This window comes from Rhizobium deserti, assembly GCF_004358025.1.
In the GTDB taxonomy this organism is placed as follows: Bacteria; Pseudomonadota; Alphaproteobacteria; order Rhizobiales; family Rhizobiaceae; genus Neorhizobium; species Neorhizobium deserti.
Genome location: NZ_SMTL01000001.1, coordinates 882,766 through 903,907 on the forward strand (window position 1 = coordinate 882,766; position 21,142 = coordinate 903,907).

The 21,142-nt window shown below is 59.9% G+C and carries 19 protein-coding genes and 1 other RNA gene; 9 read left to right on the top strand and 11 right to left on the bottom strand.

The window, feature by feature from the left end; translation table 11 throughout:
* Positions 1-108 precede the first annotated feature (108 nt).
* Together E2F50_RS04265 and E2F50_RS04270 are read left to right on the top strand one after the other, a co-directional pair.
* The gene (locus tag E2F50_RS04265) at positions 109-1,515 is read left to right on the top strand and encodes a methyl-accepting chemotaxis protein (RefSeq protein ID WP_161973985.1); all 1,407 of its coding nucleotides are present in this window, start codon (positions 109-111) and stop codon (positions 1,513-1,515) included.
* Positions 1,516-1,617: 102 nt separating this feature from the next.
* A complete protein-coding gene (locus E2F50_RS04270) occupies positions 1,618-2,625 on the top strand; it encodes an LLM class flavin-dependent oxidoreductase (protein WP_133314791.1) in 1,008 nt (335 codons plus the stop codon).
* A 70-nt stretch (positions 2,626-2,695) separates the two neighbouring features.
* Here E2F50_RS04270 and E2F50_RS04275 read toward each other — a convergent pair whose 3' ends face one another.
* Positions 2,696-3,442 (bottom strand): YebC/PmpR family DNA-binding transcriptional regulator, encoded by a 747-nt coding sequence (locus tag E2F50_RS04275; RefSeq protein WP_133314792.1) that lies wholly within the window; start codon positions 3,440-3,442, stop codon positions 2,696-2,698.
* 175 nt (positions 3,443-3,617) lie between these two features.
* Between E2F50_RS04275 and E2F50_RS04280 the strand changes: the two genes are divergently transcribed.
* Positions 3,618-4,127 carry a pyridoxamine 5'-phosphate oxidase family protein gene (locus E2F50_RS04280; protein ID WP_133314793.1) on the top strand — a complete coding sequence of 170 codons (510 nt, stop codon included), beginning with the start codon at positions 3,618-3,620 and terminating at the stop codon, positions 4,125-4,127.
* A 21-nt stretch (positions 4,128-4,148) separates the two neighbouring features.
* Here E2F50_RS04280 and E2F50_RS04285 read toward each other — a convergent pair whose 3' ends face one another.
* Positions 4,149-4,997: an MBL fold metallo-hydrolase gene (locus tag E2F50_RS04285; RefSeq protein WP_133314794.1), complete on the bottom strand. Its 849-nt coding sequence runs from the start codon at positions 4,995-4,997 to the stop codon at positions 4,149-4,151.
* Positions 4,998-5,174: 177 nt separating this feature from the next.
* On the opposite strand from E2F50_RS04285, the gene E2F50_RS04290 reads away from it, so the two are divergent.
* Positions 5,175-5,906, top strand: coding sequence for a dienelactone hydrolase family protein (locus tag E2F50_RS04290; RefSeq protein ID WP_133314795.1), 732 nt, complete (start codon positions 5,175-5,177; stop codon positions 5,904-5,906).
* 60 nt (positions 5,907-5,966) lie between these two features.
* Here the strand turns inward: E2F50_RS04290 and E2F50_RS04295 are convergent, their stop codons facing one another.
* The 9 genes from E2F50_RS04295 to E2F50_RS04335 form a co-directional block, all read right to left on the bottom strand.
* Positions 5,967-6,791 carry a TIGR00282 family metallophosphoesterase gene (locus E2F50_RS04295; RefSeq protein WP_133314796.1) on the bottom strand — a complete coding sequence of 275 codons (825 nt, stop codon included), beginning with the start codon at positions 6,789-6,791 and terminating at the stop codon, positions 5,967-5,969.
* Between the two features lie 22 nt (positions 6,792-6,813).
* Positions 6,814-7,407: a 5-formyltetrahydrofolate cyclo-ligase gene (locus E2F50_RS04300; RefSeq protein ID WP_133314797.1), complete on the bottom strand. Its 594-nt coding sequence runs from the start codon at positions 7,405-7,407 to the stop codon at positions 6,814-6,816.
* Positions 7,407-8,693, bottom strand: coding sequence for a hemolysin family protein (locus E2F50_RS04305; RefSeq protein WP_133314798.1), 1,287 nt, complete (start codon positions 8,691-8,693; stop codon positions 7,407-7,409). The genes E2F50_RS04300 and E2F50_RS04305 overlap by 1 nt, the downstream gene beginning before the upstream one ends.
* 218 nt (positions 8,694-8,911) lie before the next feature.
* Complete coding sequence (locus E2F50_RS04310) at positions 8,912-9,949, bottom strand: sensor histidine kinase (RefSeq protein ID WP_133314799.1); 1,038 nt, start codon at positions 9,947-9,949, stop codon at positions 8,912-8,914.
* A 12-nt stretch (positions 9,950-9,961) separates the two neighbouring features.
* A complete protein-coding gene (locus tag E2F50_RS04315) occupies positions 9,962-10,402 on the bottom strand; it encodes a response regulator (RefSeq protein WP_133314800.1) in 441 nt (146 codons plus the stop codon).
* The gene (locus tag E2F50_RS04320; protein WP_133314801.1) at positions 10,399-11,898 is read right to left on the bottom strand and encodes a sensor histidine kinase; all 1,500 of its coding nucleotides are present in this window, start codon (positions 11,896-11,898) and stop codon (positions 10,399-10,401) included. Before E2F50_RS04320 ends, E2F50_RS04315 begins: the two co-directional genes overlap by 4 nt.
* Before the next feature lie 313 nt (positions 11,899-12,211).
* A non-coding RNA gene (gene ssrS / locus E2F50_RS04325) (6S RNA) lies at positions 12,212-12,370 on the bottom strand.
* Between the two features lie 53 nt (positions 12,371-12,423).
* Complete coding sequence (locus E2F50_RS04330; RefSeq protein ID WP_133314802.1) at positions 12,424-12,801, bottom strand: cell division protein ZapA; 378 nt, start codon at positions 12,799-12,801, stop codon at positions 12,424-12,426.
* 9 nt (positions 12,802-12,810) lie between these two features.
* Positions 12,811-13,083, bottom strand: coding sequence for a DUF4164 domain-containing protein (locus tag E2F50_RS04335; RefSeq protein ID WP_133314803.1), 273 nt, complete (start codon positions 13,081-13,083; stop codon positions 12,811-12,813).
* 319 nt (positions 13,084-13,402) lie between these two features.
* On the opposite strand from E2F50_RS04335, the gene tkt reads away from it, so the two are divergent.
* The 5 genes from tkt to E2F50_RS04360 all read left to right on the top strand — a co-directional run bounded on the left by tkt (position 13,403) and on the right by E2F50_RS04360 (position 21,009).
* Positions 13,403-15,376: a transketolase gene (tkt, locus tag E2F50_RS04340; protein ID WP_133314804.1), complete on the top strand. Its 1,974-nt coding sequence runs from the start codon at positions 13,403-13,405 to the stop codon at positions 15,374-15,376.
* 83 nt (positions 15,377-15,459) lie between these two features.
* Positions 15,460-16,467 carry a type I glyceraldehyde-3-phosphate dehydrogenase gene (gene gap, locus E2F50_RS04345; RefSeq protein ID WP_133314805.1) on the top strand — a complete coding sequence of 336 codons (1,008 nt, stop codon included), beginning with the start codon at positions 15,460-15,462 and terminating at the stop codon, positions 16,465-16,467.
* Between the two features lie 288 nt (positions 16,468-16,755).
* On the top strand, positions 16,756-18,582 hold the full coding sequence (locus E2F50_RS04350) for a potassium/proton antiporter (RefSeq protein WP_133314806.1): 1,827 nt from the start codon (positions 16,756-16,758) through the stop codon (positions 18,580-18,582).
* A gap of 111 nt (positions 18,583-18,693) precedes the next feature.
* Entirely contained in the window at positions 18,694-19,896 is a 1,203-nt protein-coding gene (locus E2F50_RS04355; protein WP_133314807.1) for a phosphoglycerate kinase, read from the top strand.
* Positions 19,897-20,112: 216 nt separating this feature from the next.
* Complete coding sequence (locus E2F50_RS04360; RefSeq protein WP_133314808.1) at positions 20,113-21,009, top strand: fructose bisphosphate aldolase; 897 nt, start codon at positions 20,113-20,115, stop codon at positions 21,007-21,009.
* Positions 21,010-21,142 lie beyond the last annotated feature (133 nt).

The following is a 21,142-nucleotide window of genomic DNA, read 5'->3' on the forward strand; positions in this document are numbered from 1 at the left end:
CGTTGTTAACCCTTCATTAACCATAGAAGGACCCGGCTGTTATCTTGGGGCAACATGGGCCTTTGCCACGCGTTGACGCTCAGGTTGGACGGACAAGAGGAGACAATCATGTTGCAGAAACAGCAATCCCTTTCCTTCAGGCTCGTCACGGCAATCGTAGCCGAGGCGGCCGTGCTGGCAGCGCTTCTCATTGTGCTTTCTCCTCCCCTGACCGGACCCCAATTGATGATGGCGATGGTCATCTTGGCAGCGGTGACGCTTGGCTTCGCCGTGCTGGTCAAGCGTCTGCTGGCATCTTCCGAGAGCTTCCCGCTGCATGGGTTCGACAATGCCGCAACCACAGCCGTGCCACATCCAGAACCGGCGCCGGACCACCTTTATCTGCCCTCTGCGGCACCTCAACAGTCGTCGCATCTCAATCTTGTACACTTTGCAAATTCCGACGAGGTTATGGAGGGACTGATCGGAAAGACGGACGAGAATCATCACGAAAACTCCGGCGATGAGCGCGAGCAGGCAGAGGAACTGAAGACGGTGGTGGCGGCGCTGGACGTCGGCCTGCGGCGGTTTGCTTCCGGCGATCTCACGGCACGGATCGAGGCCCCGCTTCCCGCGGAGTTCGAAGGCCTGCGTTCCGACTTCAACCATTCCCTTGAAGGCATGGAAGAAGTGCTCGACGACATTGGCAGCAGCGCAGCAACACTGCATGGCTGCCAGGCCGATCTTCAGGCGGACATCAAGGCGCTTATGCAGTCTGCTGCCTCACAAACGGCCGAGATCGCGCGGACGGCAACGGAAACGGCCGTGCTTTCCGAGACGGTCCGGGCGCGGCAAGCGCAGGCCGGTTACACGGCAAGCGCCGGCTACAGCGCACTGCTTGATCTGCCGCGCGCAAGGCAGACGGTGGATGGGGTCGCGTCGGCGATGCAGGCGCTCGCCACGTCATCGGCCAAGACCGCCTCGCTAAACGAGGAAATCATGAACATCGCCTTCAAGGCTAACCTCCTGGCGATGAACCTGAAGCTTCAGGCTGGCAAGACAGGGCAAGCCGGTGATGACATGCATGCGGCGGGAGACGAGTTCCGGCACTTGGCCGAACAAATGGCCGAAGCGGCCAAGGCGAATGCCCACCTGAGCCGCACGACCTCGCAAGCAGCCACGCTCGGTGTCGGCGCTGCCGACAAGGTTTCGGGGGAATTCGACGCAATGGCCGTTTATCTCAAGGCGATACACGAAAAGGCGGCCGGCATGGCTGAAAACGCCGGCAAGGAAAAAGCCGCCTTGGACAGCTTGAGATCTACCATGATGAAGCTTGCCCGGACGAGCCGCGAACATGCGATGACAATGGAAACGCTACGGACGAGGACGGATGTCATCAGTCGCGAGGTTGCCTTTGTCGATCGCCATGCCAGCCGCTTTATCCCGATCCGGACAATCCAGCCCGGGAGCATCTTCAAGCCGCAACCACAGGGTGGGCCGAAGCCCGGCGCCCATTTGCGGCTGGTCAAGTCCTGAGCGGTCGCGGCGAATCGTCTTGCGCAAAGGGGTCGCATTTGCGGATCTGGCTGCCTAGATAACGATAAAGCACTTTCTGCTCATTTGTTTCAGGACATGTCGATGATCCCTTTTTCCATTCTCGATCTTTCGCCGATCGGCGAAGGCTACAGCATTAGTGACGCGCTTGATCAGTCCCGCCGCTTGGCCGTAAAGGCTGAGGAACAAGGTTTTAACCGCCTCTGGCTGGCAGAACATCACGGCATGCCCGGCATTGCCAGCGCGGCGACCGCCATCGTCATTTCGCATGTGGGTGCGGCCACCAAGAAGATCCGCATCGGCTCGGGCGGCGTCATGCTGCCGAACCATTCTCCGCTCGTGGTTGCCGAACAGTTCGGCACGCTGGAGGCGCTTTTCCCCGGCCGGGTCGATCTCGGCCTCGGCCGGGCGCCGGGCACGGACATGCGCACGGCCAGCGCCCTGCGTCGCAATCTCGAAGCCGGCGCCGAAAACTTTCCGCACGACATTCTCGAGCTTCAGCGCCTGCTGGGGACGCCGGAGCCGAACCAGGCGCTGCTTGCCGTTCCCGGCATGGAAGCGCATGTGCCGATCTGGCTGCTCGGCTCCAGCATCTACAGTGCCCATCTCGCGGCTGCACTCGGCCTTCCCTACGCCTTCGCCTCGCATTTCGCGCCCGACATGCTGATGGACGCCATCGCCATCTACCGCGAGCGTTTCCAGCCATCGATCGAGCTCGAAAAACCCTATGTCATGGTTGGCGTCATGGGCGTCGCAGCGGATACCGACAGGGAAGCGGAAAGACTGTTCACCTCGGCGCAGCAGCAGTTCCTCAACCTGCGCAAGAACGTCCGCACACCCTTCCCAAAGCCGGTCGACAGCATGGAAGGCTTGTGGAGCCCGATGGAAAAGATGAATGTCGAGCACACATTGCGTTACGCGGCGGTTGGCTCCGTCGCGACGGTCGAAGCGCAGCTCAAGGAGTTTCTGGAAGAAACCGGGGCAGACGAGCTGATCATTTCCATGCCGGTCCACGACGTGGATGCGCGCCTGCATTCGGTCGAACTGTTTGCGAGCCTGCCCTTGATGGAGAGACGAGCCATCGCGGCATGAGCCGAGGGTTATAAGTCAAAAAGTGCCGCGCCCGCGGCACCCTTTTTAGATCAGTTGAACGAGCTCCGGATCAGGCGGAAAGCCTGGCCATGACCTCTTCCGAGACCTCGAAGTTGGAAAACACAGCCTGAACGTCGTCGTCGTCTTCCAGGCTGTCGATGAGCTTCATCAACGACTCGGCCTTTTCCTGGTCCACATCGATGGTGTTCTGCGGCTTCCAGACCGTCTTAACAGTATCGGCTTCGCCGAGCGCCGCTTCCAGAGCCTTGGAGACTTCGCCGAGACTTTCGAAGGCGCAGGTGATCGTATGCCCATCCTCGTCCGACACTACGTCGTCCGCACCCGCCTCGATCGCCGCTTCCATTACCTTGTCGGCATCCCCGACGGACGGCTTGTAAGTAATCTCGCCTAGATGGTCGAAGGAGAAGGACACCGAGCCGGTTTCGCCAAGCGTTCCACCGCCCTTGGTAAAGATTGACCGCACATTGGACGCAGTCCGGTTGCGGTTGTCGGTCAGCGCTTCAACGATGATCGCCGTGCCGCCCGGACCATAGCCTTCGTAGCGGATGTAATCGTAGTTCTCAGCGTCGGCACCAGATGCCTTCTTGATGGCACGATCGATGTTGTCCTTCGGCATCGACTGGGCCTTGGCATTCTGAATAGCCAGACGCAGCGCTGCGTTCATGGCCGGATCAGGAAGTCCAGTCTTTGCAGCAACAGTGATTTCGCGTGCAAGCTTGGAAAACATCTTCGACCGGATGCCGTCCTGCTTGCCCTTGCGGTGCATGATGTTCTTGAACTGTGAATGGCCGGCCATGACAACCCTGACGCTATGGTTCGTTTGGAATGGCGCCTTATAATTTCGATGTTGTGACCGTTCAAGGCATTTCGCGCAGCCGGCTGGCCTCTCGGGCCGCGGGCTCGCAACACAGGAGGAACAAAGCTACGGCCTCCCCGTTTTCTGCCGGAGAAAACAACAAGGGAGACCCCCTATGGTAAGCCTGACCGAAGCGCGTGAAGCACCGGAACGCCAGCTCTGGGACGAGATCGGCAAGATCCATGCCGGCATGCTGGGCATCCAGGGATCCCACACGCATTTTCAGCCGATGTCGCCGAACGCCGACTACAAGACCAGCACGATCTGGTTCTACACAAAAACTGATACCGACCTGGTGCAATCGATCGGAACCGGCAGCCGGGCTCATTTCTGCGTGGTCGGCAAGGACCACGACTATCACGCATGCCTCTCGGGCAGGATCGAGGTGCGCGCCGACCGCGACAAGATCGACGAATACTGGAGCGCCGTGACCGCCGCCTGGTACGAGCACGGCAAGGACGATCCGCTCCTGACCATGCTGGCCTTACGGGTCGACGATGCCGAAATTTGGGCGTCGACGGACAGCACGCTGAAATTCGGATGGGAGGTCGCCAAGGCCAACCTGAACGACGAGAAGGTTCCCGAGGTTGGCGTCAAGCAACACCTTACCTTTCCGCAGTACTAGCGACGAGAGCATGCAGGGGCGTCATAGCCCCTGCGGAATCATGATTGTCGGCTTCTTTGGTAAAGAGCGGACGGAAACCCGCATCACCGGTTCCTTGGCATAGGCGATATCGAATTTTCCGTCGAACATGGCGAGGAAACTGTCGAGCGGCGGCCCCCAGCGATGCATGGGCAGGATAATTGACGAGCGCAGCCGCTGCACGACCCGGCTCATGCTGTCGGCTCCCATAGTCAGGCCGCCATCCACCGGCACCATCAGAACGTCGAGGCGGCCGATCTGAGTATACTGGTCCTCGTTGAGCTCGAAATGCAGATGGCCCAGATGCCCTATACAGAGGCCTGCAACCTCGAAGATGAAGATCGAATTGGCATTCGTCTCGACATCGCCTCCCCAGCTGCGGATATCCGAGGCGACATTGCGGATATAAACGTCGCCGACCATCAGCCGGTGTTCCACCTTCTCCCCTGGTACATCGCTCCAGCCGCGCAGGACATGCGCGATCCTGAAGTCGGGATTCAGCGTGAAATGGGTCGAGTGTGCCTTGTTCATCGTCACGACGTCCGGCACGCGGTACGGCTGGTAGACGCCGCTATAATCCGTGGCGACGCCAATCCCGCCCGGGCTCTCGATGAAATAGGTGGAATGCCCTACGAAGGTGATCTTCACCTCCTGTTTTGCCGCCATCCTGAGGCCGTTTCTTGTCTGTGCGACCTGGATCCCCGGCGGGCGGAAGCTTGCGAAGGTCGCGCGAGGCAACACCTGTGCGATGGCCTGACATTGACTGATCGGCGGGTCGGTGGCTTGTGCATGAGCGCCCAAAGCCGACAGCAGCGTGATGCCAAAACCGAATGCCAGAGCTCGTAGCCTCATGCTACCCCCAAACAGCGCGTTTATTCTCAAGCTTGCGAAGGAGGATGCGGCAAGGCCATTTGCCGGTCTAGCGCCAAGTGCGGCCCCACTCTCACAATTCTGTCATTGGTGGAGGCACTGGAAAATTCTATTGAAAGACCGGAGCCTTTGCCGGCTTCACCGCAGAAAGGATAATCGATGAAGACCAGTATTCAGATCATGACCGCCGACGGCACGGCAGCCGCTATGCTGATCAAGCCTCAAGGCGGTGCGGCTCCGAGGGCCGGAGTCATTCTTTACATGGACGCTTTCGGTCCGCGCGAGGCGCTGTATTGGATGGGACAGCGCGTTGCCGATGCCGGCTACATCGTGCTTGTCCCCGATCTTTTCTACCGGGCCGGCAGCTACGGGCCTTTCGATGCCAAAACTGCCTTTGCGCAGGAAGACAGTAAGGCCCAGATCATGGGCATGATGCGCGCGACCAGCCAGAACCTGACGTCCAGGGACAGTGCCGCCTTTATTCAGGCCCTGACATCCGAAGGTGCAACCGGCGATATTGGTGCGGTCGGTTATTGCATGGGCGGCGGCCGCGCCATCACGGCGGCAGCCAATTATCCCGACCGCATCAAGGCCGTCGCGAGTTTCCATGGCGGCAATCTCGCAAGCGAAGCGGAAGACAGCCCGCACCGGCTGGCGGACCGGATCAAGGCCCGCGTTTATGTCGGCGTGGCCGGCGTCGACAACAGCTTCCCGCCGGAGCAGTCGGCCCGCCTCGCAGAAGCCTTTCGCATCGGCGGCGTTGATCATGCCATCGAGAACTATATCGGCATGGCCCATGGTTGGACGGTTCCCGACCACAGCATCTATGACGAGGCGGGATCCGAGCGGCACTTTAAGCGCCTGCTGACCCTGTTTGAGGAAACGCTTTAGCCGGCCGGTACCGCTTGCTGCAGCAGCCGACTATAGCAGACTACTGCGCCGAACCTTCCGTCACCGCCAGAACGAAGGAATGGTTTCCGCCAGCCTCGGTCCGATCCGCAACGGCTCGATTTTTTCCGCCAGGCCAGTGGCATCGGAAATCTCGATGCCGAGGCCGCAGATCGTCGAAGGGCCGCTTGCCGCCTCGAAGCGGCCCTTCGGCATTTTCGAGATGAAGCGGTTGAGCGGCTCTTCCTTTTCCATCCCGAGCGACGAGTCGTAATCGCCGCACATCCCGGCATCCGACATATAGCCAGTGCCGCCGTTCAGGATCTGGCAGTCGGCGGTCGGCACATGCGTATGCGTGCCAACGACGAGGCTGGCACGGCCATCGACAAAATGCCCGAAGCACTGCTTTTCGCTGGTCGCTTCCGCGTGAAAGTCGAAGATGATCGCATCTGCCTGCTCCTTGAGCGGGCAAGCTGCAAGGATCGCCTCGGCGCTCTTGAAGGGATCGTCCAGTTCCGGATGCATGAAGACGCGGCCCATGATGTTGGCCACCATAACGCGTGCGCCGTTGCGGGCATAGAAGACGCCTGACCCCTTGCCAGGCGTGCCAGCCGGATAATTGGCAGGACGCAGGAACTGGTCGTGGCGACTGGCAAAGGAAACAGCCTCTTTCTGGTCCCAGACATGGTTGCCGGTCGTCACCACATCGGCGCCGGCATTGATCGTTTCAAGAAAGATATCTTCGGTGATCCCGAAGCCGCCGGCGGCGTTTTCGCCATTGACGATAACGAAATCGAGCTTCAGGTCGGAAACCAGACTCGGCAGCTTTTCCCAAACCGCCGTCCGGCCGGTTTTGCCGACCATATCACCGAGAAACAAAAGACGCATGCTTATCCTTAATCTAGATCAGTCAATCGTGCGCCGAGCTTAGGTCGAAGCGGCGATATCCGCTCTCCGTCAGGATCGCGTCGAGCCTGATGTCGTGAGGTTCGTTGGGAACTGATGCCACTTCCTGGCAGTCGAAGGCAATGCCGACCAACAGGGGCTTCAAGCCTTTTTGGTGCAGGCGTTCGATGGCGCGGTCATAATAGCCGCCGCCGTAACCGATCCTATGGCCTCTTTCGTCGAAAACGGATAGCGGCACCAACATGATCTGCGGGTCAAGTTCGGGAGCCTCCGGGCTGGGACCGAAGGTGCCGAATGTGCCCGCCACCAGTTCCGCGCCGCGAAGAAGTTCACGAAAGACGATGGTCTGCTTGTCGAGGATTGCCGGGACACAGAGCCTGGCGCCGCGGTCCCTCAACAGCGTCATCAGCGGCCGGATATCGGCCTCCGAGCGGATCGGCAGAAAGCCGGACACGACTGCTCCCTGATCCAGTGAAATGGCCGTTGCACCATGTGTGGCAATCGCGAGGCTCTTTTCGATCCGCTCGATCTGCGGGATCGAATCCCGGAGCGACAAGCGCTCGCTCCGCAGTTCGGCCTTCCGTTCCGCGCCGGCCATCACGCCTTTTCCGCAGCCCGGCGGATCAGCAGCTTGTCGATCCGGCGCCCGTCAAGATCGATAACTTCAAAGACCCAGCCGTTCTTCGTGAAGCTCTCGCCGAGCTCCGGCAGGTGCTTCATCTCGTCAAGCACGAAGCCCGCAACGGTCTCGAAATCGGGATCATCGCCAACCGAGAAGCCCATCTGATCGACAAATTCATCGACCGGCATCCACCCGGCGACCAGAAACGACCCGTCATCCCGCTGCACCAGCGCGGGCTCCTCTTTCTCGTCCTCCTGGAAGACGCCGGTTATGGCCTCGAGAATGTCGCCGGAGGTGATGATCCCTTCGAAGTGACCATACTCGTCGAAAACCAGAACCATATGCGCCGGGGCCTTGCGCAGCGCCTGAATGACGTCGAGCGCGCCGGTCAGATCGGACACCACCGGCGCCTCGCGCATAATGGTTTCGATGTCGAAATTCCTGCCGCCGGCCATGAAATCATAGGCGTCCTTGACGAAGAGCACCCCAAGGATTTCGTCGGAACTTCCCTTGCGTACCGGCAGCCGGGAACGCGACGTTGCCCGCAGCTGGGCACGCAGCTCGTCGGCGTCATGCTCCGTATCCAGCACCTCGACGTCGCGGCGCGGCGTCATTAGGCCACGCGCCGTACGGTCGGCAAGCCGCATGACCCCGGAAATCATCGCCGATTCCTCGGTCTCGATCACACCGGCGCTCTGCGCTTCGGCAAGCACGGTACGAATTTCTTCGTCGGTGACTTTTTCGCCCGACTCCCCCCGCTGCCCCAGGAGACCGAGAATCAGCCGACCGGACACGTCCAGGAGCCAGACGATCGGTCCTCCCATCGTGGCCAGCAATTTCATGGAAGGAGCGACCCGGGCGGCCACGGTTTCGGGCGCTCGCAGGGCAATTTGCTTCGGCACCAACTCGCCGATGATCAGCGACAGATAGGTGATGAGGACGACGACTGTGCCGACGCCGAGCCAGTCGGCAAGGTTTTCAGCCATGCCCTGGGCTTCCAGCCAAGTCGTCAGCCTTGCACCAAGAGTTGCGCCCGAAAAAGCGCCGGACAGGATGCCGACCAGCGTGATGCCGATCTGAACGGAGGAGAAGAACCGGCCCGGATCCTCGGCCAGCTGGAGAGCCGTGGCTGCGCCGTGATTGCCCTGTTCCGCCATGACCTTCAGGCGCATGGGACGCGACGAGACAACCGCGAGTTCCGACATTGACAGGACGCCGTTCAAGACGGTGAGTGCAATGACGATGAGAATTTCGGTTAACAAGAGAAGCTCTTCAACTGGGACAATAACCTGCACGCGAAACCGGTTGCGCTGCCTCAAGCAGACCGCGGCCCTTCGCCATATCGGCAAAAGTCAGCGCAGTTTCGCACGCTGTTCGGAGAGCCGGAAACGGTTCTCGTCGCTGCGCACCTTCACTCGCATGGTCGAAATCATAGGGTCCGAGCAGAGGCATTGCAATGGTTGGAACACATAAGTGCCGATTATAGCGACACCTGCACGTCGAGCAGAAGTTCCGCCCGGGTGCCGGAGGCCAGAGGAACATAATGGATTGTCGAGCCCAGGGTCGACGCCATGGACTTGACGATACGGCTGCCGAGACCTGTGCCCTTGGGCGCGTCGCCTTCCCGCCAGCCAATGCCGTCGTCTTCCACGGACAAAAGCGCCTTACCGTCATCCTGTTGCCGCAGCAGCACCCGCACTTCGCCTTCGGTCCCAGCAGGATAGGCATATTTTAGTGCATTCGTCAGCAGTTCGGTGACGATCATGCCCACAGACACGGCTCGGTCCGATGTCAACGAGATAGGTTCGGCATCGAGCTTGATGGAAGGCCCCTGCTGGTCGTTGACCGTACCCTGAACCTCGCGGACCAGGGTGCCGAGATACTTGTCCATCTCCACCTGACGCACGTCGTCCGACGTATAAAGGCTGCGGTGCATTCCGGCTATCGCGGTGATTCTCGCTTGCGTTTCGGAAAGCGCCGCCTTGACGTCCTCGTTCTTGCTGCTGGAAACCTGCAAGCGGATCAGCGCGGCCACCAGTGCCAGACTGTTGGCGACACGGTGGTTGACCTCAGCGAGCAGGACCTCCGCCCGTTCCTTGCCCAGCCGGATTTCCTGCTCGGCTTTTTCCTTGGCGCGACGCAGATCGGCATTGGCAATGCCCTGTGCGATGGCACTTTCCATCAGCGGCCAGAATTCCTCGCCGACCGTCTTGATAACGTAATCGGATGCGCCGCTTTTCAGAGCATCGATGGCGATCGTGGCATCGCTCGATCCGGTCACGTAGATCACCGGGATATCGGAACCCTGGTCTTTCAACTGGTGCAGGATATCGAGACCGATGCCTGTCTTGAGATAATGATCGAGAACCACCGCATCGATGTCGCCCTCTGCCATGACCTGCATTGCGGCTGCCTGATCCGCGGCATGCACGACTTCATAGCCGGCCCGTCGGAAATGACGTTCGGCAAGGCGGGCAAGCGCTAAATCGTCGTCGACATAGAGAATGGTTTGCGGCATCGCTTCTCGATATTATCCCGGTATCTGCATCACGGCAAAGAACAGGCCGAGCTGTCGGATGGCATTGGCAAAGCTGTCGTATTCAACCGGCTTGGTAATATAAACATTGGCGCCGAGATCATAGCAGCGCTGGATTTCGCGTTCGTCGTCTGTGGTCGTGAGGATGACCACAGGCAGGCGCTTTGCATGGGCGTTGGACTTCACCTTCTCCAGGATGTCAATACCCGACATATCAGGGAGGTTAAGGTCGAGCAGGATCAGGAGATAGCGATCCTCGTTGATGGCGCCAGACCGGTCCGGGCCGAGGATGAAGTCGAGGGCGGCATTGCCGTTGGTGAACGGAACGATCTCGTTGTTGACGCCGGCGCGCCGAACGTTCTTCTCGATCAGACGAGCATGACCCTCGTCGTCCTCAACCATGACAATCGTGACTTCTTTACCGGCTGCTTTCATGACCCGTTACTCCTGACATATTGGGATAAATCGGTGGGGAGGCGGATGATGAAGGTCGTTCCCCCGCCCAATGTGGACTGCACCGTAATCTCGCCGCCTAAATTTCTAACTAATGATCTAACATGGGCGAGACCGATGCCCTCGCCCTGCTGATCCTGGACGCCAGAGCGGCGGAAAAGCTCGAACACCCGTTCATGGTCTTCCGGAGCAATACCTCGGCCATTGTCCGCAACCTCGATGCGCACGGCGCCTCGGCCCATAGGTATGGCCTTTACGGACAGATGCAATGGCCGATCTGGATGCCGGTACTTGACCGCGTTGTCGAACAGGTTGCCGAAGATCTGCTCCATCGAAAAACGGTCGGTTACCAGCCCCTTGGCCGCTCCGACCGAGATGTTCACCTCGCCGCCGGCGTCGCTGACCTGATGGTATATACTGGCAGCTGTATTTTCCAGAAGCTCACCGAGATTAAGGCGCTCCGGCTTCAGCTCACGGCGACCGTCACGCGAAATCTTCAGGATCGCGTTGATGAGCGCGTCCATCTTCTTCGTGGATGACCGGATGAAGCCAATCGCTTCAGGCAGATCCTCCTCCACGGCGAGCCTTGCTTCGCGCACATCGGCTTCCGTCAGTGCGGAGCCTTCGGCCAGCACATAGGTCCGGATGGATTTCAGCGTCGCGTCAAGCTCACTGGTAAAGCCCATAATATTAACGAGCGGCGCGCGAAGATCGTGTGAAACGATATAGGCATAGCGCTGGATCTCTCGATTGGCCTGGATAAGATCTTCCGTCCGTTCGTTGACCCGTTCCTCCAGTCCTGCATTCAACTGCTCGACTTCCGCCTGCGCTCGCGAAAGCTCGCGCACATGCTGTCCGACGACGAGAATGGATCCGCCAACGACCAGGATGATCAGCAGGCCGCCGCCGACAGTGAACCAAAGCAACGAGTCCGAGCTGCTGCGGAGCTGTTCGATGCCGGAAACAAGGTGTCCGTCAAGCTGCGAAACGACGCTGGCGATGGTCGACTGGATCTGCTCCATCGCTTCCCGACCTGATTGATCGCGAACGATGGCCAACGCACCCTGCACGTCACCTTTTTCCGCGAGCTCCAGCGTCGACTGCATCTCGGCTAGTTTCTGCGAGGTCAGGCGGCGGATATCCTGGACAGGAACAGGAACGGTGTTCTGGTTGGCGGCGGTGCGCTCAAGCTTTTCCAACTGCGCCGGCAAGGCGGTCATCGATTTGCGGTAAGGCTCCAGAAAAGCCTGGTCCTGCACCAGCAGATAGCCGCGTTGGCCGGTTTCGGCCGCCTGGACCAAGAGCAGCAGGTCGGCGGATGCCGATCTCACCGCCCGAAGCTTGGTCACATCGTCGAAATAGCTCCTCGTCATCTGGGCGAGAAAGAAGGAGGAAAGGACGATGCCAAGGAGGATGGCTGCACCCACCAACAGCATCAGCAGCGATGATCGGGCGAAAGTCGTGTTTGAGAAAGGCATGAACTGGCCGTCAATTGAGAAGACGGCCACTAGTCGAGCGTCGCGTAACGCTTGTCAAGCCGGCAGGCGGAATGCCGGCGGCCAGGTCTTAAAAGCCATGCTTCGCTCCGGAGGGTGATACACAGCGGGCACTAGCCGCTCCTGTCGCGAGATCTTCGAGCAACAGATAATGTGCCCAACAGCGCGTAACGCTGCTGTCCCGGTCATGGATTGAATGCGTCGCAGATCGCGGACACTCGGCCTTACGCGCTGGGCGCAACCCATATCATTGGGTCGCCTGAACCCGTCGGGTTTCGGGTTAAACAAAATTGAAGCGCGATCCGCGGCAACCGGTGGATGTTTACGATCCTGGGTGCCTACAAACGTAGGTGGGCGCCATATGTCCAAGCCCACGGGCCTGGCCAGGGACAGCTCCCTTTGGATCGAGTATGGCCCCAGGGATTGTGGTTCCTGTCGAGAGGCGCAGATCGCAAAGGCAATATAAGAAGCAAACAGGATATGCGCCAGTGGCAAGGCGCCAGTTTTTTAACTGACCGGAGCCGTAACCCGCCCGTTCAACTTCGCTGTAAGGGTTTCGAGCCTTGCCGTTAGCTCGGTCACGGCGGAAACCATCTGCTGTTCGCTGCGCTGCTGTTTCTCGGCCGCCCCTTCGCGGTTCGATTTTAGCGCGTCCAGTTCGGCTTCGAGTGCGCCGATCTTCCGGCTCGTCTCCGAAAGTTCGTCCATGATCATGATGCCGGCCATGACGGTGATTCTGAGATCGCCGATCTCGCCGAACTGGCTCTTCAAATGGCCGACATAGCGGTCGAACCGGTCGGCCAACTCGGAGAGATGGTCTTCCTGGCCTTCCTCGCAGGCCATTCGGTACGCCTTGCCGTCGATGGTGACCGTAACCTGCGCCATACTTCGTCCTTAGCGGTCCAACACGGCGCGGATCGTCTCCATCGCCGTCACCAGACGCCGGGAAACCTCGCGGTTGACTTCTTCGAGCCGGTTGGCCCGAAACTGCGATTGATCGAGCTCCTGCGCCAGCCGGGCTCGGTCCGCATGAACCCGCCTGACCTCGCCTTCGACCTCACTGCTTTCCCGCTGCCGTTCTATGCGCGCATCAACAGCGTTTTCGAGGCTTCCGATCGCTCCCACGAGCTCCGAGAGCGCCACATCCAAGGTCTTTTCCGCCGGCATTCGCCCTTTTCCTGTCGATGCTGCAGGCGACCCGAATCGCCACGGGCCGGTCGCCAACACGCAGTGCAGACTATTCACCGGCCTTGGTGCGGTCAACAAACGCACGGCAGGACAATGGCAGCAAACTGTGGATCGACCATCGCAGTTGGCATCGGCCGCTGCCTTTGCCGTCATGCCGGCAGCAGCGAATGTCGTCATTAAGGCGTCATCATACCTGCGCTTTTGTTGACTTGCCCGATGCAGCTGATAAGGATCAGGCGCTCCCCAACATGGCTCTCTGACAGGGCCGTGACCGACACTCGGACACATTGGATTAGCCATGATTTCTCGCGAACAAAACGACCGGATGGCAAATGCGATCCGTTTTCTGGCCATGGATGCCGTCGAAAAGGCGAATTCCGGCCATCCCGGCATGCCGATGGGCATGGCCGACGTCGCAACCGTTCTTTTCACCAAATACCTGAAGTTTGACCCGACGAAGCCACATTGGCCGGATCGCGATCGCTTCGTTTTGTCGGCCGGTCACGGATCGATGTTGCTTTATTCGCTCCTTTACCTGACGGGCTATCCGGACATGACGGTCGACGATTTGAAGGGTTTCCGTCAGCTCGGCTCTAAGACCGCCGGTCACCCTGAATATCGCCACGCCACCGGCATTGAGACGACGACCGGCCCACTCGGTCAGGGCATTGGCAATGCCGTCGGCATGGCCATTGCCGAGCGCAAGCTGCGCGAGGAATTCGGTTCCGATCTGCAGGATCATTATACTTATGTGATCAACGGCGACGGCTGCCTGATGGAAGGCATCAGCCATGAGGCGATCGCGCTTGCCGGGCACCTGAAGCTCAACAAGCTGATCCTGTTCTGGGACAATAACTCGATCACGATCGACGGTGCGGTTTCGCTGTCGGACTCGACCGACCAGATCGCCCGCTTCAAGGCCGTGCACTGGAATACGATCGAGATCGACGGACACGACCAAGCCGCCATCGCCGATGCGATCGAACAGGCTCACAAATCGGACCGCCCGACCTTCATCGCCTGCAAGACGGTGATCGGTTTCGGCGCGCCGAACAAGGCCGGCAGTCACAAGGTGCACGGCTCGCCGCTCGGACCGGATGAGATCGCCGCAACCCGCAAGGCGCTGAACTGGGAGTACGAGCCTTTCGTCGTTCCCAACGACGTGCTGTCCGAATGGCGTGCCGCCGGCACCCGTTGCGCGGATCTGGTGAAGTCTTGGGAAGACAGGCTCGCCTCGAACCCGAACCGTGACGAATTCACCCGCCGCTTCGCCGGCGATCTGCCGCAGGGCTTCGACGCTGCGATCAGCCAGTACAAGCAGAAGCTCGCCGACAGCAAGCCCACGGTTGCAACCCGCAAGGCTTCCGAAGACGTGCTTGAAGTCATCAATGGCTTCCTGCCGGAAACGCTCGGTGGCTCCGCCGACCTGACGCCCTCGAACAACACCAAGACCAGCCAGATGCATTCGATCACGCCGACGGATTTCGCCGGCCGGTACATGCATTGGGGTATCCGCGAGCACGGTATGGCTTCGGCCATGAACGGCGTCGCCCTGCATGGCGGCCTGATCCCCTACGGCGGCGGCTTCATGATCTTTTCGGATTATTGCCGCCCGCCGATCCGCCTGGCCTCGCTGATGGGCATCCGCGTCATCCACGTTCTGACGCATGACTCCATCGGCGTCGGCGAAGACGGTCCGACGCACCAGCCGGTGGAACAGGTCGCCAGCCTGCGCGCCATTCCGAACCTGATGGTGTTCCGCCCGGCAGATGCGACCGAAACAGCCGAATGCTGGCAGATCGCCATCGAAACCAAGGACCGCCCGTCCGGCCTGGCGCTAACCCGTCAGAACCTGACGGCAGTGCGCACCGAATACAGCGAAAAGAACCTCTGCAAGCAGGGCGCTTATACCCTGGTTGGCAATGCCGATGCCAAGGTAACGATCTTCGCGTCGGGCTCGGAAGTCGAACTCGCCGTCGCCGCCGCCAAGACGCTCGAAGAAAAGGGTGTCAGCACCCGCGTCGTATCGGTTCCCTCGACGGACCTGTTCTTCGAACAGACCGACGAATACCGCCGCGAGATTCTTGGCACGTCGCCGGTCAAGATCGCCGTCGAAGCGGGCGTCCGTGAAGGCTGGGATGCCTTCATCGGACCGGAAGGCACCTTTGTCGGCATGAAGGGCTTCGGCGCCTCGGGCCCGGCCAAGGATGTCTTCAAGCATTTTGGCATCACTGCCGAAGCGGTGGTCGCTGCCGCCGAAGCCAAGCTCTGAATGGAGTGCGCCTCGCGTTCGCCAAAATGGACCGGGGCGCCTTCACCTCTGACAACAAAGCCGTTCCCAGGGAGTGAATGCACATGACAGTCAAGGTTGCCATCAACGGTTTCGGCCGCATCGGCCGCAACGTTCTTCGCGCCATCGTCGAATCCGGCCGCACTGACATCGAGGTCGTTGCCATCAACGATCTCGGCCCGGTCGAAACCAATGCCCATCTTCTCCGCTACGATTCGATCCACGGCCGGTTCCCGAACGACGTGAAGGTCGAGGGTGACTCCATCGTCGTCGACGGCAAGAAGATCAGGGTTACCGCGATCAAGGATCCGGCCACCCTGCCGCATGGCGAACTGGGTGTCGATATCGCCTTGGAATGCACCGGCATCTTCACCGCCCGTGATAAGGCTGCGGCCCACCTGACCGCCGGCGCCAAGCGCGTCATCGTTTCGGCTCCGGCCGATGGTGCCGACCTGACCGTCGTCTACGGCGTCAACCACGACCAGCTGACCAAGGACCACATGGTCATCTCCAACGCGTCCTGCACCACCAACTGCCTGGTGCCGGTCGTCAAGATCCTGAACGATCTCGTCGGCGTCGACCATGGCTTCATGACCACGATCCACTCCTACACCAATGACCAGCCCTCGCTCGATCAGATGCACAAGGACCTGTACCGCGCACGCGCCGCAGCCCTGTCCATGATCCCGACGTCGACCGGTGCCGCCAAGGCTGTCGGCCTGGTGCTGCCGGAACTAAAAGGCAAGCTGGATGGATCGTCGATCCGCGTTCCGACCCCGAATGTCTCGGTCGTCGACCTGAAGTTCGTCGCCAAGCGCAACACGACCGTCGAGGAAATCAACGAGGCCATCAAGGCGGCAGCCGACGGTCCGTTGAAGGGCGTTCTCGGCTATACGGAAGAGCCGCTCGTATCGCGCGACTTCAACCATGACCCGCGCTCGTCGATCTTCGCCATTGACCAGACCAAGGTCATGGAAGGCAATTTCGTGCGCATTCTGACCTGGTACGACAACGAATGGGGCTTCTCCAACCGTATGTCGGACACGGCAGTGGCATTTGCGAAATTGATCTGATCAAAACCAACGATCGCCATTGAGAAGCGGCGATCGGTGGCGCTTGACTGCAGTCTGCGAAGGGCGGAACGGAAAAGCTCCGGTCCGCCCTTCTTTTTGGCCCCCTGCCCTTCTCTTGCCGGATTTGTTCCGGCCTAATCGGCACGTCGCACCGATTCTCCTGGCTCCCAGGAATAGTCCCATTCTTCCGGAAGCCGCATTGCGGCCAAGGCACAGGCTCCGATGATCAGCGGGGTCTGCGAACGAGGATCCTGCGACGGCAGTGCTGCAAGCGGAAGGACCGATCTATTGGAGGCATTCTACATCATCCTGCTGGTCGGCACGGTGCTGGTGCTGGCGGCAGCCTTTTCAAGCCTCCTTGCATTCCGCTTTGGCGCGCCTCTCCTCCTGGTCTTCCTGTCCATCGGCCTGCTTGCGGGCGTCGACGGCCTTGGCATCCGTTTCGAAAACTACCCCTTCACCTTCATGCTGGGCTCTCTGGCTCTGGCCATTGTGCTTTTTGACTCCGGCTTCAGCACGCCCGTTCATTCCTTCAGGATCGCCGCCATCCCGTCCATGACGCTTGCCTCGGTCGGCGTCGTTCTGACATCGGTGATCTTCGCTTTCGGCGCCACCTTGCTCCTCGGCTTCACCTGGCTGGAAGGCATGCTTCTCGGCTCGATCGTTGCCTCCACTGATGCGGCAGCCGTCTTCTTCCTGCTGCGCATCGGCGGCATCAATATCCGTGACAAGGTGCGCTCGACCTTGGAAGTGGAATCCGGGACAAATGATCCGATGGCGATCTTTCTCACTGTCGCGCTCGCCGAGCTGGTCGCCACAGGCCAGGGCTTTTCCGGTCTCAACCTGCACTTCCTCATGCTCTTTATCGAGGAAATGGGTCTTGGTGTCATCTTTGGCCTGCTCGGCGGCATGATGATCGTCTGGGTCTTGAACCGCTTCACCTCCGACCGCGGACTGGCGCCGATCTTCGTGCTGGCGCTGGCACTGCTGGTTTTTTCGTTCACCGGCACGATGGGCGGCAGCGGCTTCCTGGCCGTTTACGTCGCTGGCATCTATGCCGGCAACAAGCGGATGTTCGCCAAGCAGCAGATCATCCGCTTCAATGAGGGCCTCACCTGGCTTGCCCAGATCATCATGTTCCTGGTCCTCGGCCTTCTGGCGACGCCCTCGCAGTTCCCCGTCATTCTCCTGCCGGCCATCGGGCTCGCCCTCTTCCTGATTTTTGTGGCCCGGCCGATCGCCGTTTGGTTGAGCCTGCTTCCCTACGATTTTACGCAGCAGGAAATTGGCTTCGTTGCTTGGGTCGGCCTGCGCGGCGCCGTCTCCATTCTGTTGGCCATCATGCCGATCATGAGCGGGGTGGAAAACGGTCCCCTCTTTTTCAACACGACGTTCATCATCGTTCTTGTCTCCTTGTTCCTACAAGGCTGGACCATCCGCCCGGTTGCCGAATATCTAGGGCTAATCATACCACCCAGGATCGGTGCCGTGGACAAGGTCGAGCTCGACCTGCCGGGCAAGGCGACGCATGAACTCGTGTCCTACCGCGTCATCAAGGACAGCCCCATCCTGCTCGGCGAGCGCATTCCGCGCTGGGCCATGCCTTCGCTGGTGATCCGCGACGGGCGCAGCATCCGCTATCAATATGCCGGCCGGCTGAGAGAGGGAGACCAGGTTTATCTGTTCGTGACGCCGACCTATATCAAACTGCTCGACAGGGTGTTTGCCAGCCGCGTTCCGGTCGAAGAGGATGACGCGGAAATCTTCGGCGCCTTCTCCATTTCACCCAGTCGGCCAGCCAAGGAACTGGATGCCGCCTACGGGCCCGGTCTTCTTCTACCCGCCGAGCAGAACATGACGGTCGGCGAGTTGATGAACCACAGGCTCGGCGGCCACGCCGATTACGCCGACCGCACGCGTTTCGGATCAGTCATCCTGATCGTTCGCGATCTCGACGAACTGGCCCATATCCGCTCCATCGGCATCTCGCTGGAGCCGGTCGAGCCCGCGACCAATCTGCCGATCTTCATCAATATGCGCGAAATTGCCCATCGGATACGAGACCGCTTGCGCAAGTATCGCGGCAAGACGGTACCGGAGCGCCATGAAGGCTGAAGCCTGTAGCTTGATGACTGCACCCCGCCCCTTTCCCATGCTGGACGGCTCTTGCGTCGCTGATCAGGCATAGTATGGTCCGCTCGATTTCCCCAATGAATGGATCTAATCATGCCGGCCTTCAAAACCCTTGACGACCTCACCGACATCGCAGGCAAGCGCGCCCTGGTGCGCGTGGATCTCAATGTCCCTGTTGCCAACGGCAAGGTTACGGATGCAACCCGGATCGAACGCGTTGCTCCGACGATCCTCGAGCTTTCCAGCAAGGGCGCCAAGGTCATCCTGCTCGCGCATTTCGGCCGCCCGAAAGGCGAGCCGGTGGCCGACATGTCGCTGTCGCTGATCGTGTCTGCAGTCAACGAGGTCTTCAGCCGCAAGGTGCTTTTTGCTTCCGACTGCATCGGCCCTGACGCCAAGCAGGCAATCGACGGCATGAAGAACGGCGACATCCTGCTTCTCGAAAACACCCGCTTCCACAAGGGTGAGGAAAAGAACGATCCAGAATTCACAACGGCGCTTGCGGGCAATGGCGACCTCTTCGTCAACGACGCCTTCTCGGCGGCCCACCGCGCGCATGCCTCGACAGAAGGCCTTGCCCATCATCTCCCGGCCTATGCCGGCCGCACTATGCAGGCGGAACTGGAAGCGCTGGAAAAGGGCCTTGGCAATCCGTCCCGTCCGGTGGTCGCGATCGTCGGCGGCGCCAAGGTTTCCACCAAGATCGATCTGCTGCAGAACCTCGTCAAAAGGGTCGATGCGCTGGTGATCGGCGGCGGTATGGCGAACACCTTCATCGCCGCACAGGGCATTGATGTCGGTAAGTCGCTTTGCGAGCATGATCTGGCCGATACCGCCCGCGAGATCATGAAGGAAGCTAAAGCGGGCGGATGCGCCATCGTGCTTCCGCTCGACGGCGTCATCGCCCGCGAGTTCAAGGCCGGTGCGGCAAACGAGGTCGTCAACATCAAGGAAATTCCTTCGGACGCCATGGTCCTCGATGTCGGCCCCAAGTCGGTTGAAGCCGTCAGCGAGTGGATATCCAAGGCATCCACGTTGGTCTGGAACGGTCCGCTCGGCGCCTTCGAGATCGAGCCGTTCGACAAGGCGACGGTCGCAGCCGCAAAGCATGCGGCAGCCTTGACCAAGGCCGGAAAGCTGACATCCGTGGCCGGTGGCGGGGATACGGTCGCGGCCGTCAACCATGCCGGTGTCATCGATGACTTCAGCTATGTCTCGACCGCTGGCGGCGCTTTCCTGGAATGGATGGAGGGCAAGGAACTGCCGGGCGTCGCGGTACTGTCGAAGTCGGCCTGAGCGCCCTAGATACAATACGAAGCGCTTGGAAATAGCTTCAGGCGCTTCGCCGGCAAGAGTGATTTCAATAATTTAGATATTTTAAACGATTGAACGCATTTCAATCGTTTCAAGGATTTAGCTCGGCATTTCCCTTTAAAACAACATCTGTTATCGGCGAATGAGAGCTTGGGGATGTCGGCGCTCGTGGCGCCAACTTAAAGACAGGAGTGTAGTATGGTGGACGCGAAGATGTTGGACAAAATCAGCTCGGCGCCCGGTTTCATAGCGGCGCTGGATCAGAGCGGCGGTTCGACACCCGGAGCTTTGCGTCTCTACGGTATTTCCGAGTCCGATTACCAGGGCGACGAGGATATGTTCCGACTGATGCACGCCATGCGCGTCCGCATCATGAGCGCTCCGGCCTTTTCAGGCGACAAGGTTATCGGCACCATCCTGTTCGAGCGGACCATGGACGGAGACGTTAAAGGTCAGCCGGTTCCCGCTTATCTCTGGGAAGATCGCGGTGTCGTGCCCTTCCTCAAGATCGACAAGGGCCTGAACGCGGAAGAAAACGGCGCCCAGACAATGAAGCCAATGCCCGAGCTGGACGCTCTCCTGATCCGCGGTCGCGAGAAAGGCATTTTCGGAACCAAGATGCGTTCGGTCATCGCGCATGCCGACAAGGCCGGCATCGCTGGCGTCGTGCAGCAGCAGTTCGAGGTTGCCCGCCAGATCATCGGTCAAGGCCTCATGCCGATCATCGAGCCTGAAGTCTCCATCAAGAGCACGACCAAGCAGGAGGCTGAAACCATTCTCCGCGACGAGATTGCGCAGCAACTCGATAAGCTTCCCGCAGGCGAAACCGTCATGCTGAAATTGACGATCCCGACGATCGCCGATTTCTACGCTCCCCTGATTGCGCACAAGTCGGTGGTTCGCGTCGTCGCACTGTCTGGCGGCTACAGTACTGCAGATGCCTGCGAGAAGCTGAGCCATAACCGTGGCATGATCGCGAGCTTTTCACGCGCCCTTGCCGAAAACCTGCGCGTCACGATGAGCGATGCAGACTTCAACTCGAGCCTGGCCGAGACCATCGGTCAGATCTACGCCGCAAGCGTCAACAAGGTCTGACGCGTTTCCGGGGGGTGGCAGGAGATCTGCGGATTTTGCTTTCGCCCTGCACACCTTTTGCTTCCATGGGAGGAAGACTGGCCGGGCTGGCAACGGCTCGGCCTTTGCATTTGCATTTGCATTTGCATTTGCT